Genomic DNA, 14,569 nt, shown 5'->3' with positions numbered 1-14,569 from the left:
CCCAATGGCGGTTTGTCACGCTTCGGTCGGATCGATCTCTCATACAGCACCGGGTAGTGCATCCAAACGGGGTCCGACGGCGTAGCATCCTCACAATGAACAGGGAAATGGCAGCAGCCCCATGAGCAGCCAGCACGTTCCGCTGGACGAATACCTGGGTCGCGCGTTCGATCGCACCCCGGTGTCGATGATCGTCGTCAACCAGGCGGGCGAGATCACGCGCGCCAATCGCCTGGCCGAGCAGACCTTCGGGTACGACAGCGACGAGCTGATCGGGCAGCGGGTGGAGGTGCTGGTGCCCGAACGCTTTCGCCATGCCCACCCCGGCTACCGGCAGGGCTTCCTGGCCGAGACCTCGGCCCGGCCCATGGGCGCCGGGCGCGACCTGGCCGGCCGCCGCAAGGACGGCAGCGAGTTCCCGGTGGAGATCGGCATCAACCCGGTGGAGACCGGCGAGGGCCCCATGATCCTGTCGGTCATCCTCGACCTGTCCGAGCGCAAGCAGAGCGAACGGCGCATCCAGGAGGCGCTGGCCCAGAAGGACCTGCTGCTGCGCGAGGTGCACCACCGGGTCAAGAACAACCTGCAGGTCATCCACAGCCTGCTCGACCTGCAGGCCATGCGGCTGCAGGACCACGATCTGGTGGGCGCACTGCGCGAAAGCCAGAACCGCATCCGTTCGATGTCGCTGATCCACCAGACGCTCTACCAGTCGGACAACGTGGCCCAGGTGGACTTCACCCGGTTCCTCGACGAACTGGTGCGGGGCCTGACCGATTCCTACCGGCTGGTGGCCGGACAGGTGCAGATCGGCGTGCAGGCCAACGGCATCAAGCTGCCCATCAACGAGGCCATCCCCTGCGGACTGGTGATCAACGAGCTGGTGAGCAATGCCCTCAAGCATGGGTTCCCGGGCGGTCGCAGCGGACGCATCGATGTCGAGCTGCGGGAGCCTTCACCGGGCGAGGTGGTGCTGTCGGTCCGCAACGACGGCGTGCCCATCGCCGAGGGCCAGAACCTGCGTCAGACCCAGACCCTGGGCCTGCAGCTGGTGCAGCTGCTCACCCGCCAGCTCGGCGGCGTGCTGGACATCCACCGCGGCGAGCCGGTGCGGTTCGAGCTGCGGTTCAAGGTGGGAGCGGCGGCATGAAGGGGCCGGCCAAGATCCTCATCGTCGAAGACGAAGGCATCGTCGCCTTCAACCTGCAGCAGCGCCTGCAGCACATGGGTTACCAGGTGGCCGGTGTGGCCGAGTCCGGCAGCGAGAGCCTGCAGCTGGTGGAGTCCGAACGGCCGGACCTGGTGCTGATGGACATCCACATCAAGGGCGAGCTGGACGGCATCGATGTGGCCGGCGCACTGAGCCATTCGCCGCACGGCGCGGTGCCGGTGATCTACCTCACCGCCTACTCCGAAGACGCCACGCTGGAGCGGGCCCGCCTGACCCGGCCCTACGGGTATCTGATCAAGCCGTTCTCGGAGCGCGAACTGCACGCCACCATCCAGATGGCGCTGGAGCGCCACCAGATGCAGCTGGCCCTCAACGAGAACCAGCGGCTGCTGGCCCAGGCCCTGCAGTCGGCCGACATGGGCAGCCTGGAATGCGACCCCGAGGCCGGCACGGTGCGCACCGCCGGCGCCAGCGCCCGCCGCATCGGCGTGGCCGAACACGTGCCGGTGCCGCTGGCCACGGCGCTGCGCATCGTGGTGGACGAGGACCGCCTGGCCGTCAGCCGCTGCCTGCTCGGGCAGGTGCCGGGCCGCTTCAGCCAGGAATTCCGCAGCCAGGTGCCCGGCCAGGGCCTGCGCTGGCTGCGCATGGACGGTGCCACCCTGGAAGACGGCCGCACCAACTGCGTGGTGCAGGACATCACCGCCACCAAGCAGGCCGCGCAGGCGCTGCAGCAGGTCAACGAGGCGCTGGAGGCCCGGGTGCAGGAGCGCACCCGCGAGCTGCAGCAGAGCCTCAAGGAACTGGAAGCCTTCAACCACACGGTGGCCCACGACCTGCGGGCGCCCATCCGGGCCATCTCAGGCCTGAGCCAGGTCCTGCTGGAAGACCACCGGGACACGCTGGGGCCCGAGGGGGCCGCCGTGCTGCAGCGCATCGCCGGCTCGGCGGTGCACATGGGCAGCCTGATCGATGCGCTGCTCAACATGGCCCGGCTGTCGCGCCAGGACATGCGGCTGGGACGGGTCGATCTGGGCGAACTGGCCGGCGAGGTGGTCGCGCTGCTGCGGGACGGCGATCCCCAGCGGCCGTGCGACATCGCCATCACCTCCGGCATGGTGGTGCTGGCCGATCCGGCCCTGATGCGCAGCGTCATGGACAACCTGCTGCGCAACGCCTGGAAATTCAGTGCCCGCGAGCCGGTGACCCGCATCGAGGTCGGCAGCGAGACCCTGGGCGAGGAAACGGTGTACTTCGTGCGCGACCACGGCTGCGGCTTCGATGCGGGCAAGGCCTCGCACCTGTTCGACCCGTTCTTCCGCCTGCATGCCGAACGCGACTACGCCGGCACCGGGCTGGGCCTGAGCATCGTGCACCGCATCGTCACCCGCCACGGCGGGCGGGTGTGGGCCGAAAGCGCACCCGGCCAGGGCGCCACCTTCCGCTTCACGCTGGGCACCACGGGCGGGAGCGACAATCGGGCATGACCCCTGCCCGATTCGACACCCTTCCCCTGGCCCCCGGCCTGCTCGAAGCCCTCAAGCGCCTCGGCTTCGAGCACATGACGCCGATCCAGGCGGCGGCCCTGCCACCGGCCCTGCTGGGCCGCGACCTGATTGCCCGGGCCCGGACCGGCAGCGGCAAGACTGCCGCCTTCGCCCTCAACCTGCTGACCCAGCTCAACCCGCGCCACTTCGGCGTGCAGTCGCTGGTGCTGTGCCCCACCCGCGAGCTGGCCGATCAGGTGGCCACCGAGATCCGGCGCCTGGCCGCGGCGTCCGACAACATCAAGGTGGTCACGCTGTGCGGCGGCGTGCCGCTGCGCGGCCAGCTGGCCACGCTGGAGCACGGCGCCCACGTGGTGGTGGGCACGCCCGGTCGGGTGCTGGACCACCTGCAGCGGCAGAGCCTGGCACTGGACGGGTTGCGCACCCTGGTGCTGGACGAGGCCGACCGCATGCTCGACATGGGCTTTGCCGACGACATCGCCGCCGTGGTGCGCGCCTGCCCGGCGCAGCGCCAGACCCTGCTGTTCTCGGCCACCTACCCGGACGACATCGCGAAGCTCTCGGCCCGCATCCTGCGCGACCCGCTCACCGTGACGGTGGCCGACGCACCGCAGGCCGGCCGCATCGAGCAGCGCTGGTACCAGGTGACCGAATCGCAGCGACTGCACACGGTGGGCCGGCTGCTGATGCACTTCCGGCCGGCCAGCACCATGGCCTTCTGCAACACCAAGGCCCAGTGCAACGACCTGGTGGCGGTGCTGCATGCCCAGGGCATCGGGGCACTGGCGCTGCATGGTGACCTGGACCAGCGCGAGCGCGATCAGGTGCTGGTGCGCTTTGCCCACCGCAGCTGTCCGGTGCTGGTGGCCACCGACGTGGCCGCGCGCGGACTGGACATTCCCAGCCTGGCTGCCGTCATCAATGTGGACACCACGGCGGACGCCGAGGTGCATGTGCACCGCATCGGCCGCACCGGCCGGGCCGGCGAGGACGGGCTGGCGCTCAACCTGGCCAGCCTGGACGAGATGGGCCGGGTCGGCCGCATCGAACAGCTCACCGGGCAGGAGGCGCAGTGGTTCCCGCTGGAGGACCTCAAGGACACCGGTCGGGGGCCGCTGCTGGCCCCCATGGCCACGCTGCACATCCAGGGCGGGCGCAAGGAAAAGATCCGCGCCGGCGATGTACTGGGCGCGCTCACCGCCGACCTCGGCTACACCCGCGAGCAGGTGGGCAAGATCAGCATCAACGACTGGTCGACCTATGTGGCACTCGACCGCAGCGTGGCGGCCGAGGCGGCGCGCCGCCTGGCCTCCACCCGCATCAAGGGCCGCAGCGTCAAGGTGCGGCTGATCGGCGATCTGGAACTGTCGGACAATCCGGGTCCATGAACGACAGCACCACCTCCCCCGCTCCCGACAACCGCCCCGCCCTGCCCGACCGCCTGAGCATCGACCCGCGCAGCCCGCACCACGTGGCCGCCGTGTTCGAGCACGACATCGGCATCGTCTTCAATGGCAAGGAACGTTTCGACGTGTCCGAGTACTGCATCAGCGGTGGCTGGATCAAGGTCCCGTCGGGCAAGACCCTGGACCGCAAGGGCCAGCCGCTGCTCATCCAGCTCAAGGGCCGGGTCGAGGCCTTCTACAAGTAAGCCGCTCGGGCAGCGTCAGCCGCGCGGGTGGTGCCGAGCCACCAGCGTCTTCAGGCGCTCGCGCGCCACATGGGTGTAGATGGTGGTGGTGGAGATGTCGGCATGCCCCAGCAGCAGCTGCACCGCCCGCAGATCGGCCCCGTGGTTGAGCAGGTGGGTGGCAAAGGCATGGCGCAGCGTGTGCGGCGACAGGTGCACCGTGATGCCGGCCTGCTGCGCATAACGGCGCACCAGCTGCCAGAACATCACCCGGGTCATGGCCTCGCCGGCGCGTGACCCGCGCGAGGTGACGAACAGGTCGTCGCTGGCCTGCCCGCCCAGGACGTCCGGCCGGCCCTCGGCCAGCCAGCGCTGCAGCCACTGCCCGGCCACCTGACCGAACGGCACCAGCCGCTCCTTGTTGCCCTTGCCGGTGACGCGCAGCACCCCCTCCGACAGCGACACATGCCAGGCCTTGAGCGTGACCAGCTCGCTCACCCGCAGGCCGCTGGCGTACATCAGCTCCAGCATCGCGCGGTCGCGCAGGCCCAGCGGGGTGCCGGTGTCGGGCGCGTTCAGCAGCGCCTCCACCTGGGCTTCGCTCAGGGTGTGCGGCACCCGCAGCGCCTGCCTGGCGGGCATGAGGCGCAGCGTGGGGTCGGCGTCGATGAAGCGCTCGCGCAGCGCCCACCGGAAGTAGCGGCGGAACACGGTGAGCCGCCGGTTGGCGGTGCTGGCCCGGGTCTGCGCATGCCGGGCCGCGAAGTAGGCGTTGATGTCGGCCTCGGTGGTCTGCAGCAGGGTCTTGCCCTGCGGCGCCAGCCAGTCGCCCAGCAGGACCAGATCGCGCCGGTAGGCCTCCAGCGTGTTGCGCGACAGGCCTTCCTCGAGCCACAGGGCATCGATGAAGGCCCCGGCGAGGTCCTGCGGACCGGCCGGCGCGCGGGAGGCCGTGGCGGTCATCAATCCAGCTTGAGCTTCTGCTTTTCGACCACCTGCTTGTACACGCCGAACTCGGCCTTGATCTGCTCGGCGAACTGGGCCGGGGTGTTGGCCACCACCAGCGAGCCGGTGTCCTCGATGCGCTTCTTCACCGCCGGATCGGCCACGGCCTGCAGGGCGGCCGCGTGGATCTTGTCCACCACCTCCTTGGGCATGCCCTTGGGGCCGATCAGGCCGTAGTAGGCCATGCGGTTGACGGCCTCCAGCCCCACTTCCTTGAAGGTCGGGATGTTGGGCAGACCGGCCACGCGCTCGGGTGCGGCCACCACGATGGCGATCAGGCGGCCGTCGCGGATGAAGGGCAGTGCCGAGGGCAGGTTGTCGAAGATGATGGGCACCTGGCCACCCACCGTGTCGTTGAGCGCCGGGCCGGCACCGCGGTACGGGATGTGGGTGATGAAGGTGCCGGTCAGGCTCTTGAACAGCTCGGTCTGCAGGTGGCCGATGCCGCCGGTGCCCGAGGTGGCATAGCTGTACTTGCCCGGGTTCTTCTTGATCTCGGCCAGGAAGCCCTTGTAGTCGCGCGCCGGGAAGCTGGGGTGCACCGCGATCACGTTGGGCGTGGCGGCGATGTTGATGATGGGCGTGAAGTCGGTGAGCGTGTTGTAGGGGATCTTGGGGTTGATCGCCGGGTTGGCGGCCGTGGTGGACACGGTGGCCATGCCGATGATGTGGCCGTCGGCCGGCGAACGCGCCAGCTCGGACGCACCGACCACGCCGCCGCCGCCAGCCTTGTTCTCGACGATCACCGACTGGCCCAGGGCCTTGCCCAGCGGCTCGGACATGACGCGGGCAATGATGTCGGTGGTGCCGCCCGGTGCGAACGGCACCTGCAGGCGGATCGGCTTGTTGGGGAAGGCCTGGGCCCAGACGGCAGCGCCCGGCACGGCAAGGCCGGCCAGCACGGCGGCGGTCGTCAGGGCATGGCGTCGGTTCAGCATGAGAGGTCTCCTTGTGGGTATGGATGAAATGCGTCCGGCTCCAGGGCCGGGCCGTCGTGGGTGACCCGTGAATGTACCAACCGGTTCCCGCCTTGCGATCCGGAGAACCACAGACGGGGAAAACCCCGATATGGCCCCGGCGCAGCCGCTATGCTCGGGCGGTGAACCACGCCCAGCTGCTTTTCCCCGACTTCGCGCTCATCCTGTGCGGCTTCCTGCTCTGCCGCTTCACCGCCCTGGACCGCAAGGTGTGGGAGCCGGTGGAGGCGCTGGTGTACTACTTCCTGTTCCCGGTGCTGCTGTTCCAGGCCATCGTGCGCAACCCGCTCGATCTGGGCGCGGCCTCGCACCTGATGGGTGCGGGCATCACCCTGGGTCTGTGCGGCATTGCGCTGGCCTATTCGCTGCCGCGCTGGCCCTGGGTGGGCCGCCGGCTGGACACCCGGCTGCATGCGGCCAGCGCGCAGGTGGGTTTCCGATTCAATTCCTTCATCGCCCTGGCCCTGGCCGACCGGCTGGCCGGCGCGCCGGGGGTGCAGATGATCGCGGTGATCATCGGCGTGTGCGTGCCGCTGTTCAACGTGGCGGCCGTGTGGCCCATGGCGCGCCATGCCGGGCGCGGTTTCGTGCGCGAACTGCTGCGCAACCCGCTGATCATCGGCACCACCAGCGGCCTGCTGTTCAACCTGGCGGGCGGGTCGATACCGGTCTGGATGGAGCCCACCGTCACCCGCATCGGCCAGGCCTCGCTGGCGCTGGGCCTGATGGCCGCCGGCGCCGGCCTGCAGTTCGGTCTGCTGGCCAGCGCCAAGACCCTGGGGGGCCTGGTGCTGGCGGTCAAGCACCTGGGCATGCCGCTCATGGCCTTCGGCATCGCGCAGCTGTTCGGCCTGGACCCGCAGCAGACCCTGGTGCTGCTCATGTTCTCGGCCGTGCCCACCGCGTCGAGCTGCTATGTGCTGGCCGCGCGCATGGGCTACAACGGGCCTTATGTGGCCGGGCTGGTGACGCTCTCCACCCTGCTCGGCATGGTCAGCCTGCCGCTGGCGCTGGGCGTGCTCGGCGGGCGCTGACCCCGGGTTCAGCGCGCGGTCGCCAGGTCCATGCGGCGCTGCAGCCGCGCGGCCTCGGCGGTCTGGCCGGCCTGCAGGGCGCGGTCGCGCTGCACGCCCAGCCAGGCCAGCAGGGGACGGCGCCAGCCCCGGGCGGACGCGGTGTCCACCGCCAGCGCCACCTCGGCCGGCGTGATCTGCCCGGTCTGCAGCCGCACCCCGGCCGCCACCAGACGCGACAGCGGGTCGGCCACATCGGCCAGCGGCTGGCGCTGGGCCGGCGGCAGCAGGGCACGGTCGGCCTCGGTGGCCCGCCCGGCCAGGTAGCGCGCATAGGCCTGCTCGGGCGGCGCGGCATCCACGGCCAGTGCCTCGAACGCCGGGCATGCGCCCGGCTGCAGGGCCGCCACGCGGGTGGCGCAGTGGTGCAGTTCGGCGCGGGCCAGCAGGGCCGGCTGGCCGGTGGAGCGCAGCTCGCGGCGGGCGCGCTGCAGCTCGGCCTCGGCCACCCGGTCGTTGCCCTGCAGCCAGGCTTCGGCGGCCCGGTCCAGCGAGATGCGGGCGGCCATCTGCCAGTCGGGCGGTGGCGGGGTGCTGCTGCACGCGGCCAGCGCAGCGCACAGCACCAGCAGAACCAGGGACGTGTGCGCTCGGGTCATGGCAGCTTCACCTCGGCATCGCGGGCGAACGGCCAGCGGCGGTTGAGGTCGAGGATGAGGCCGTCGACCCGGCGCAGGCTGGCCTCCACCTCGGCGCGCAGGGCGGTGAGGTCGACCGTGGCCTCGCGGGTGTTGGCCGCCACACCCTGGGCTTCCACCAGCACGGCATCGAGCTTCTTCAGGCTGCCGCGGGTGTCGGCCAGCAGGGCGTCGAGCTGGCGCACGGTGGCCTGCACATCGCCCACCAGGCCGGCAGGGCGGCCGTCCGGTCCGGGTGGCTGGCCCTGGCCGAACACCTGCCGGTCGGCATTGGCCACCAGCGTGTCCAGGCGGGCCAGCAGCGCATTGCTGCGTTCGATGGCCTGCAGCAGGCGGCGGGCGTCGGCCTCGTTGCCGGCGACCATCGCGGCCATGCCCTGCGGCCCGGCCAGGCGGCCGGTGGCCACCTCCACATGGTCGAGCGAGCGGGCCAGGGGCGCATCGGCGCGGGTCAGTGCATTGAGGTTGCCCAGCAGGTCGCGCACGGCGGCGGTGAGCTGCGGAATCTCGGCCGCCGCGTCGCCGCGCAGCACGGTGCGCTCGGCGCCGTCGAGCAGCGGCGGGTCGTCCAGCACGCCGCTGTAGGCCCGCAGACGGGTGCCGCCCACCAGGCTGCGCTCCAGCGTGAAGATGCTCGACGTGCGCAGCCAGCGGGCGTCGCGACGCGGCACGTCCACCAGGATGCGCGCCCGGCCGTCGTCGGCCAGTTCGATGCGGGCCACCCGGCCGATGGCGAAGCCGGCGAAGGTCATGTCCATGCCGACCGACACGCCCTCCGAGTCGTCGGCCACCAGCACCACCCGCTGGGTGGGTTCGAACACGCCCCGGGCATGCAGCACGTACACCACCGAGCCCGCCAGCAGGGCGAGCATCAGCACGATCAGCGCCGTGGCCTTGAAGGCCAGGAAGCGCACCGGCGGGTCGGCATCGGGGGGCAGGACGGGGGTCATGGGCGGACGGGGGATTCAGGCGTAGTTGCCCAGCAGGGAGCCGATCTCGATCAGCAGCAGGGCCGAGAACAGGCGGGCGAAGGCGGCCATGTCGCTCTGACGGCGCAGGCGTCCGGCGGCATCGGGCCGGGCTGCGGCGGCCAGCGGGACCACCGCCACGGCCAGCGCGAACAGCCCGGTCTTGACGCCGAAAATCAGGCTGACGGCCGGGCTGAAGATGCCGCCCACGGCGTGCGTGTAGGCCGGCAGCCCCCAGGGCGAGAAACCGTACACGGTGACATAGGCCAGCAGCAGCGCGGTCACCCCGGCCAGACCGGCCAGCAGCAGCACCGCGAAACCGCTGGCCAGGGCGCGCGGGAACAGCGCCAAGGCCACCGCCGCATGGGCGTCCGGGGCGGTCACGGCCTGCCGCCGGCGGGCCAGCAGGGCACGCACCTGCTGCGCATCGGGCAGGGCATGCCGCAGCGCCACGAAGACGGCGGCATACAGCGGGATGAGTTCGAGCACCAGGGTGCGCACCAGCACCTCGATGGCGTACTGGGACAGGCCGTAGCTGGCGGCCGTGGCCACCACGATGCGGATCAGCACCAGGCTGGCCAGGGCACTGAGCACCAGGAACCAGGTCAGCAACGGCAGCGTGGCCCGCACCAGCTGGACCAGCACCGAGCGCCGCGTGGCCGGCAGCCGGTAGGTGGATGGCGAGAGCGACAGCACCACCATCAGCGCACCCAGCCGCAGCAGGTGCAGCACGCCACCACCCAGCCGCCGCAGGCCCTGGCCTGCCGGCAGTGCATCGATGGCAAGGGTCAACCGGTCCATGCGCCGGATGATAGGCGGGTGGGGTGCAACAGCCTGTAAGTCCTTCCGCCGCTGCTGCCCGGCTGGTGAAAACGCGCATGGCACAAAGGGCGGGCTGACGGTGGAATCGGCTACCTGCCCCCTGTCCGAACCGATCCGCCATGTCCCACCATCCCGACCCCGCCATCCGCCGCCAGACCATCGCCGACGCCCTGCACCGCACCGCCCTGCGCCTGCCCGACAAGACCGCCATCGTCTGCGGCGACGTGTGCTGGACCTATGCCGACTTCAATGCGCTGGTCACCCGGCTGGCTGCGGGGCTGGCCCACATCGGCGTGGCCGAGGGCGACAAGGTGGCGGTGCTGGCCCGCAACTCGCACGCCTTTGCCGCGCTGCGCTTTGCCATTGCGCGCCGGGGCGCGGTGCTGGTGCCGATCAACTTCATGCTCAAGGCCGACGAGGTGGCCTACATCCTGCGCCATGCCGGTGCCCGCACCCTGGCCACCGACAGCGGTCTGGCCGATCTGGCCCGCGCCGCCGCCGCGCTGGACACCGCCGTGGAACAGTTCATCTGGATGCCGGGCGAGGACCCGAGCGAACCGGTGGAACGGATGCACCGCTTCGACCACCTGGCCGCCTGCGGCGAACCCCTCCCCCCGGTGCGCCTGGGCAGCACCGACCTGGCCCAGATCGTCTACACCAGCGGCACCGAGTCCAGCCCCAAGGGCGCCATGCTCACCCACGACGCGGTGCTGTGGCAGTACGTGAGCTGCGTCATCAATGCCGAGATCGCCGAGGCCGACGTGGCCCTGCATGCCTTGCCGCTGTACCACTGCGCGCAGCTCGACGTGTTCTTCGGCCCGGCCATCTATGTGGGCAGCACCAACATCATCACCGGCAAGCCGGTGCCCGACCACCTCCTGAAGCTGCTGGAGCAGCACCGCATCACCAGCTTCTTTGCGCCGCCCACGGTGTGGATCGGCCTGCTGCGTTCGCCGGCCTTCGACCCGGCGCGGCTGGCACACCTGGCCAAGGGCTACTACGGCGCGTCCATCATGCCGGTGGAGGTGCTCAAGGAACTCGCATCGCGCCTGCCCTCGGTGCGGTTGTGGAACCTGTACGGACAGACCGAGATCGCGCCGCTGGCCACCATGCTCGGCCCGCAGGACCAGCTGCGCAAGCCCGGCTCGTGCGGCAAGGCGGTGCTCAATGTCGAGACCCGGGTGGTGAACGACCGCATGGAGGACGTGGGTGTGGGCGAAGTGGGCGAGATCGTGCACCGTTCGCCGCACCTGATGCTGGGCTACTTCAACGACCCCGAGCGCACCCGCGCCGCCTTCGAGGGCGACTGGTTCCACAGCGGCGACCTGGCGGTGGTGGACGACGAGGGCTTCATCACCGTGGTCGACCGCAAGAAGGACATGATCAAGACCGGCGGCGAGAACGTGGCCAGCCGCGAGGTGGAGGAAATGATCTACCGGATCGGCGCGGTCAGCGAGGTGGCGGTGATCGGCCTGGCCGACCCGAAATGGGTCGAGGCGGTGACCGCCGTGATCGTGGTCAAGGCCGGCCACCAGCTCACCGAGGACGAGGTGATCGCGCACTGCAACACCCACATGGCGTCGTTCAAGTCGCCCAAGCGGGTGGTGTTCACCGACGCCCTGCCCAAGAACCCCAGCGGCAAGCTGCTCAAGCGCGAGCTGCGGTTGCGCTACGCGCAGGCCTGAGGGCCAGGCTCAGGGGGCCGGCGCCAGCGACCAGGCCACCTGCTCCCGCACCACGGCACTGGGGTGGTCGGCGCGGGTCTGCAGCGCGGCCCGGGCGGCCTGGGCCGCCTCGCCGCTCAGGCCGCCGTGCAGCGCATTGCCCAGCGCCAGCGCGATGTTGCGCAGCCAGCGCTCGTGCCCGATGCGGCGGATGGCGCTGCCTTCGGTGCGGCGCAGGAATTCGGCCTCGGTCCAGCCGAACAGTTGCACCAGCGTGCTGCCGCTCAGGCCTTCTCGTTCGTCGAAGTCCGGCAACGGCGAGCGCTGCGCGAACTTGTTCCAGGGACACACCAGCTGGCAGTCGTCGCAACCGTAGATGCGGTTGCCCAGCAGCGGCCTCAGGTCCGGCGGAATGGGGCCGTCGTGCTCGATGGTCAGGTAGCTGATGCAGCGCCGCGCATCCAGCCGCTGCGGCCCGGTGATGGCCTGGGTGGGGCAGGCGTCGATGCACGCGCTGCACCGGCCGCAGTGGTCGCTGACCGGCTCGGTGGGGGGCAGGGCCAGGTCGACGAAGATCTCGCCCAGGAAGAACATGGAGCCGGCCTCGCGGTCCAGCACCAGGGTGTGCTTGCCGCGCCAGCCCAGGCCGCTGCGGGTGGCCAGTTCGGCCTCCAGCACCGGGGCCGAATCGGTGAACACCCGGTGGCCGAACGGTCCGATGTCGGCCGCAATGCGGTCGGCCAGCTTCTGCAGCCGCTGGCGCAGCACCTTGTGGTAGTCCCGCCCACGGGCATAGACCGACACCACCGCCTCGCCCGGGCGCTGCAGGCGCTGCAGCTCGCGCCCGGTCCAGTCGGTGGGGGTGCCGGCCGGCAGGTAGTTCATGCGGGCGGTGATGACGCTGAGCGTCCCGGGCACCAGCTCGGCCGGGCGGGCGCGCGTCATGCCATGACGGGCCATGTAGTCCATGCCGCCATGGCAGCCGTCGGCCAGCCAGGCCTGCAGGCCGGGTTCGGCCGAGCGCAGGTCGACACCCGACACACCGATTTGGGAGAATGCGAGCTCTTGCCCCCAGACGCGTATGCGGGAGACCAGTTGAGCGACATCCAGACCCGTGTTCATGCGGCACCGATTGTAGGAAGCGGTGTGTGGCATGGCCGCTGGCCCCACGAGGAGGCCACGCAGGCCTTCGCGCAGCGGCTGGCCGCCTGCCCGGCGGTGGCCCATGCCACGCTGGCGCTGCAGGGCGATCTGGGCGCCGGCAAGACCACCTTCGTGCGCCACCTGCTGCGGGCCCTGGGCGTGCGCGGGCGCATCAAGAGCCCGACCTACGCGGTGGTGGAGCCGCACACCGCCATCGACTGCCCGCTCATGCCCCCGGGCGAGGCGCTGTCCATCTGGCACTTCGACTTCTACCGCTTCACCGACCCGCGCGAATGGGAAGATGCCGGCTTCCGCGAACTTTTCGGCAGCCCGGGCCTCAAGCTGGTCGAGTGGCCCGAGCGGGCCGCCGGTTTCATGCCCGCCATCGACCTCACGCTGGACATCGACCCCGACCCCATGAACACCGATCCCGATCACGACGGCTCGCGCCTGGTGCGCGCCACCGCCCACACACCGGCCGGCCAGCGGCTGCTGGAGGCCATCGCCGGATGACCCGCCTGCCCGATCCCGCCCGGCGCAGCCTGCTCCAGGTCGGCTCGCTGGTGCTGCTGCTGGGACCGCACCACATCGCGCGCGGCGCCAGCGTGCTGGCGGTGCGCATCTGGCCGGCGGAGGACTACACCCGCGTGACCATCGAATCCGACACGAAGCTGGTCTCGCGCTCCAGCTTCGTGGACAACCCGCCCCGGCTGGCGGTGGACATCGAAGGTCTGGACCTGATGCCCGGCCTGCGCGATCTGGTGGCCCAGCTGCGCTCGGATGACCCCAACATCGCCGGCATCCGGGTGGCGCAGTACGCGCCGAACGTGGTGCGGCTGGTCATGGACCTCAAGCAGGCGATGAAGCCGGAGGTGTTCAACCTCGATCCGGTGGCGGCCTACCAGCACCGGCTGGTGCTGGACCTGCGCCCGGTCAACCCGCCCGATCCGCTGGAGCAGCTCATTGCCCAGCGCATGCGCGACCTGGACGAAGCCAGCGCCCGGGCTGCCCGCCTGCTGGGTCTGGAAACCCAGGGCAGCGGCGCGACCGTCACCCCCGAGCGCGCCACCCGCCCCGATCCGCTGGGCGACCTGATCGCCCGCCACGACCCGCCGGCCAGGCCACCGGCCGAGCGCAGCACCCCCGTCCCCCGCAACGACCCGCCGGTGGCGTCCGCACCGACCCCGCCCGCCCGACCGGCCGCGCCGTCGGCCAAGGCCCGCGAACGCGCCCGCACCGAGCGCCTGATCGTGGTGGCCCTGGACCCGGGCCACGGCGGCGAAGACCCGGGTGCCATCGGCCCCGGCGGCACCCACGAGAAGAAGGTGGTGCTGCAGATCGCGCAGAAGCTGCGCGACCGCATCAACGCCACCACCGTCAACGGCAACCCGATGCGCGCCTTCATGACACGCGACGCCGACTTCTTCGTGCCGCTGCAGGTGCGGGTGTCCAAGGCGCAGCGCGTTCAGGCCGACCTGCTCATCAGCATCCATGCCGATGCGTTCTACAGCCCGCGCCCCCAGGGCGCCAGCATCTATGCCCTGAGCACACGGGGCGCCAGCAGCGCCGCCGCCCGCTGGATGGCGAACAAGGAAAACGCGGCCGACCTGGTGGGCGGCATCAATGTGCGATCGCAGGACGCCACGGTGCAGCGTGCCCTGCTCGACATGAGCACCACCGCCCAGATCAACGACAGCCTCAAGCTCGGCAACTCCATGCTGGGCGAGGTCAAACGCGTGGGCCGGCTGCACAAGCCCCGGGTCGAGCAGGCCAACTTTGCGGTGCTGCGTGCGCCCGACATTCCCAGCGTGCTGGTGGAGACCGCCTTCATCAGCAACCCCGACGAGGAAAAACGCCTCAACGACCCGAAGTACCAGAACGACCTGGCCGATGCGCTCATGCGCGGCATCGTGCGGTACTTCGAGGCGAACCCGCCGCTGGCGCGCAACCGCCAGATCTGAAAACCTTCC

The 14,569-nt window shown here is 70.7% G+C and carries 14 protein-coding genes; 8 read left to right on the top strand and 6 right to left on the bottom strand.

Annotation, left to right across the window (positions count from 1 at the left end):
- Positions 1 to 121: 121 nt before the first annotated feature.
- The 4 genes from CAP38_RS05935 to CAP38_RS05920 are packed head-to-tail and all read left to right on the top strand — an operon-like array spanning position 122 to position 4,330.
- Entirely contained in the window at positions 122 to 1,150 is a 1,029-nt protein-coding gene (locus CAP38_RS05935) for a sensor histidine kinase (RefSeq protein ID WP_086119986.1), read from the top strand.
- The gene (locus CAP38_RS05930) at positions 1,147 to 2,658 is read left to right on the top strand and encodes an ATP-binding protein (protein WP_086119985.1); all 1,512 of its coding nucleotides are present in this window, start codon (positions 1,147 to 1,149) and stop codon (positions 2,656 to 2,658) included. Before CAP38_RS05935 ends, CAP38_RS05930 begins: the two co-directional genes overlap by 4 nt.
- The gene (dbpA, locus tag CAP38_RS05925) at positions 2,655 to 4,067 is read left to right on the top strand and encodes an ATP-dependent RNA helicase DbpA (protein WP_086119984.1); all 1,413 of its coding nucleotides are present in this window, start codon (positions 2,655 to 2,657) and stop codon (positions 4,065 to 4,067) included. Before CAP38_RS05930 ends, dbpA begins: the two co-directional genes overlap by 4 nt.
- Complete coding sequence (locus CAP38_RS05920; protein ID WP_086119983.1) at positions 4,064 to 4,330, top strand: DUF3297 family protein; 267 nt, start codon at positions 4,064 to 4,066, stop codon at positions 4,328 to 4,330. Before dbpA ends, CAP38_RS05920 begins: the two co-directional genes overlap by 4 nt.
- Positions 4,331 to 4,345: 15 nt before the next feature.
- Here the strand turns inward: CAP38_RS05920 and xerD are convergent, their stop codons facing one another.
- The gene (gene xerD, locus CAP38_RS05915; protein WP_086119982.1) at positions 4,346 to 5,272 is read right to left on the bottom strand and encodes a site-specific tyrosine recombinase XerD; all 927 of its coding nucleotides are present in this window, start codon (positions 5,270 to 5,272) and stop codon (positions 4,346 to 4,348) included.
- Positions 5,272 to 6,252: a tripartite tricarboxylate transporter substrate binding protein BugE gene (locus CAP38_RS05910; protein ID WP_179188469.1), complete on the bottom strand. Its 981-nt coding sequence runs from the start codon at positions 6,250 to 6,252 to the stop codon at positions 5,272 to 5,274. The genes xerD and CAP38_RS05910 overlap by 1 nt, the downstream gene beginning before the upstream one ends.
- A 161-nt stretch (positions 6,253 to 6,413) precedes the next feature.
- Here CAP38_RS05910 and CAP38_RS05905 point away from each other — a divergent pair, with 161 nt between their 5' ends.
- The gene (locus CAP38_RS05905) at positions 6,414 to 7,325 is read left to right on the top strand and encodes an AEC family transporter (RefSeq protein WP_086119981.1); all 912 of its coding nucleotides are present in this window, start codon (positions 6,414 to 6,416) and stop codon (positions 7,323 to 7,325) included.
- Between the two features lie 8 nt (positions 7,326 to 7,333).
- On the opposite strand, the gene CAP38_RS05900 is transcribed toward CAP38_RS05905, so the two are convergent.
- The 3 genes from CAP38_RS05900 to CAP38_RS05890 are packed head-to-tail and all read right to left on the bottom strand — an operon-like array spanning position 7,334 to position 9,771.
- Entirely contained in the window at positions 7,334 to 7,963 is a 630-nt protein-coding gene (locus tag CAP38_RS05900) for a hypothetical protein (RefSeq protein ID WP_086119980.1), read from the bottom strand.
- Entirely contained in the window at positions 7,960 to 8,952 is a 993-nt protein-coding gene (locus tag CAP38_RS05895; RefSeq protein ID WP_086119979.1) for an MlaD family protein, read from the bottom strand. The genes CAP38_RS05900 and CAP38_RS05895 overlap by 4 nt, the downstream gene beginning before the upstream one ends.
- A gap of 15 nt (positions 8,953 to 8,967) precedes the next feature.
- On the bottom strand, positions 8,968 to 9,771 hold the full coding sequence (locus CAP38_RS05890; protein ID WP_256924306.1) for an ABC transporter permease: 804 nt from the start codon (positions 9,769 to 9,771) through the stop codon (positions 8,968 to 8,970).
- Between the two features lie 140 nt (positions 9,772 to 9,911).
- Between CAP38_RS05890 and CAP38_RS05885 the strand changes: the two genes are divergently transcribed.
- The gene (locus CAP38_RS05885; protein ID WP_086119978.1) at positions 9,912 to 11,477 is read left to right on the top strand and encodes an acyl-CoA synthetase; all 1,566 of its coding nucleotides are present in this window, start codon (positions 9,912 to 9,914) and stop codon (positions 11,475 to 11,477) included.
- A gap of 9 nt (positions 11,478 to 11,486) precedes the next feature.
- Here CAP38_RS05885 and queG read toward each other — a convergent pair whose 3' ends face one another.
- Complete coding sequence (gene queG, locus CAP38_RS05880) at positions 11,487 to 12,578, bottom strand: tRNA epoxyqueuosine(34) reductase QueG (RefSeq protein ID WP_179188468.1); 1,092 nt, start codon at positions 12,576 to 12,578, stop codon at positions 11,487 to 11,489.
- On the opposite strand from queG, the gene tsaE reads away from it, so the two are divergent.
- Both tsaE and CAP38_RS05870 read left to right on the top strand, forming a co-directional pair.
- Positions 12,561 to 13,112 carry a tRNA (adenosine(37)-N6)-threonylcarbamoyltransferase complex ATPase subunit type 1 TsaE gene (gene tsaE / locus CAP38_RS05875; RefSeq protein WP_373271405.1) on the top strand — a complete coding sequence of 184 codons (552 nt, stop codon included), beginning with the start codon at positions 12,561 to 12,563 and terminating at the stop codon, positions 13,110 to 13,112. The genes queG and tsaE overlap by 18 nt on opposite strands.
- On the top strand, positions 13,109 to 14,560 hold the full coding sequence (locus CAP38_RS05870; protein ID WP_086119976.1) for an N-acetylmuramoyl-L-alanine amidase: 1,452 nt from the start codon (positions 13,109 to 13,111) through the stop codon (positions 14,558 to 14,560). The genes tsaE and CAP38_RS05870 overlap by 4 nt, the downstream gene beginning before the upstream one ends.
- The last annotated feature ends 9 nt before the right edge of the window (positions 14,561 to 14,569 follow it).

The sequence above is a fragment of the Hydrogenophaga sp. IBVHS2 genome (genome assembly GCF_002127215.1).
In the GTDB taxonomy this organism is placed as follows: Bacteria; Pseudomonadota; Gammaproteobacteria; order Burkholderiales; family Burkholderiaceae_C; genus Hydrogenophaga.
This window is presented reverse-complemented; position numbering and strand designations above follow the sequence as displayed.

What these genes read in the sequence shown, in the direction of transcription:
- CAP38_RS05935 (WP_086119986.1), top strand. Translation starts at nt 122, where the DNA reads ATGAGCAGCCAGCACGTTCCGCTGGACGAATACCTGGGTCGCGCGTTC.
- CAP38_RS05930 (WP_086119985.1), top strand. Translation starts at nt 1,147, where the DNA reads ATGAAGGGGCCGGCCAAGATCCTCATCGTCGAAGACGAAGGCATCGTC.
- dbpA (WP_086119984.1), top strand. Translation starts at nt 2,655, where the DNA reads ATGACCCCTGCCCGATTCGACACCCTTCCCCTGGCCCCCGGCCTGCTC.
- CAP38_RS05920 (WP_086119983.1), top strand. Translation starts at nt 4,064, where the DNA reads ATGAACGACAGCACCACCTCCCCCGCTCCCGACAACCGCCCCGCCCTG.
- xerD (WP_086119982.1), bottom strand. Translation starts at nt 5,272, where the DNA reads ATGACCGCCACGGCCTCCCGCGCGCCGGCCGGTCCGCAGGACCTCGCC.
- CAP38_RS05910 (WP_179188469.1), bottom strand. Translation starts at nt 6,252, where the DNA reads ATGCTGAACCGACGCCATGCCCTGACGACCGCCGCCGTGCTGGCCGGC.
- CAP38_RS05900 (WP_086119980.1), bottom strand. Translation starts at nt 7,963, where the DNA reads ATGACCCGAGCGCACACGTCCCTGGTTCTGCTGGTGCTGTGCGCTGCG.
- CAP38_RS05895 (WP_086119979.1), bottom strand. Translation starts at nt 8,952, where the DNA reads ATGACCCCCGTCCTGCCCCCCGATGCCGACCCGCCGGTGCGCTTCCTG.
- CAP38_RS05890 (WP_256924306.1), bottom strand. Translation starts at nt 9,771, where the DNA reads ATGGACCGGTTGACCCTTGCCATCGATGCACTGCCGGCAGGCCAGGGC.
- CAP38_RS05885 (WP_086119978.1), top strand. Translation starts at nt 9,912, where the DNA reads ATGTCCCACCATCCCGACCCCGCCATCCGCCGCCAGACCATCGCCGAC.
- queG (WP_179188468.1), bottom strand. Translation starts at nt 12,578, where the DNA reads ATGAACACGGGTCTGGATGTCGCTCAACTGGTCTCCCGCATACGCGTC.
- CAP38_RS05870 (WP_086119976.1), top strand. Translation starts at nt 13,109, where the DNA reads ATGACCCGCCTGCCCGATCCCGCCCGGCGCAGCCTGCTCCAGGTCGGC.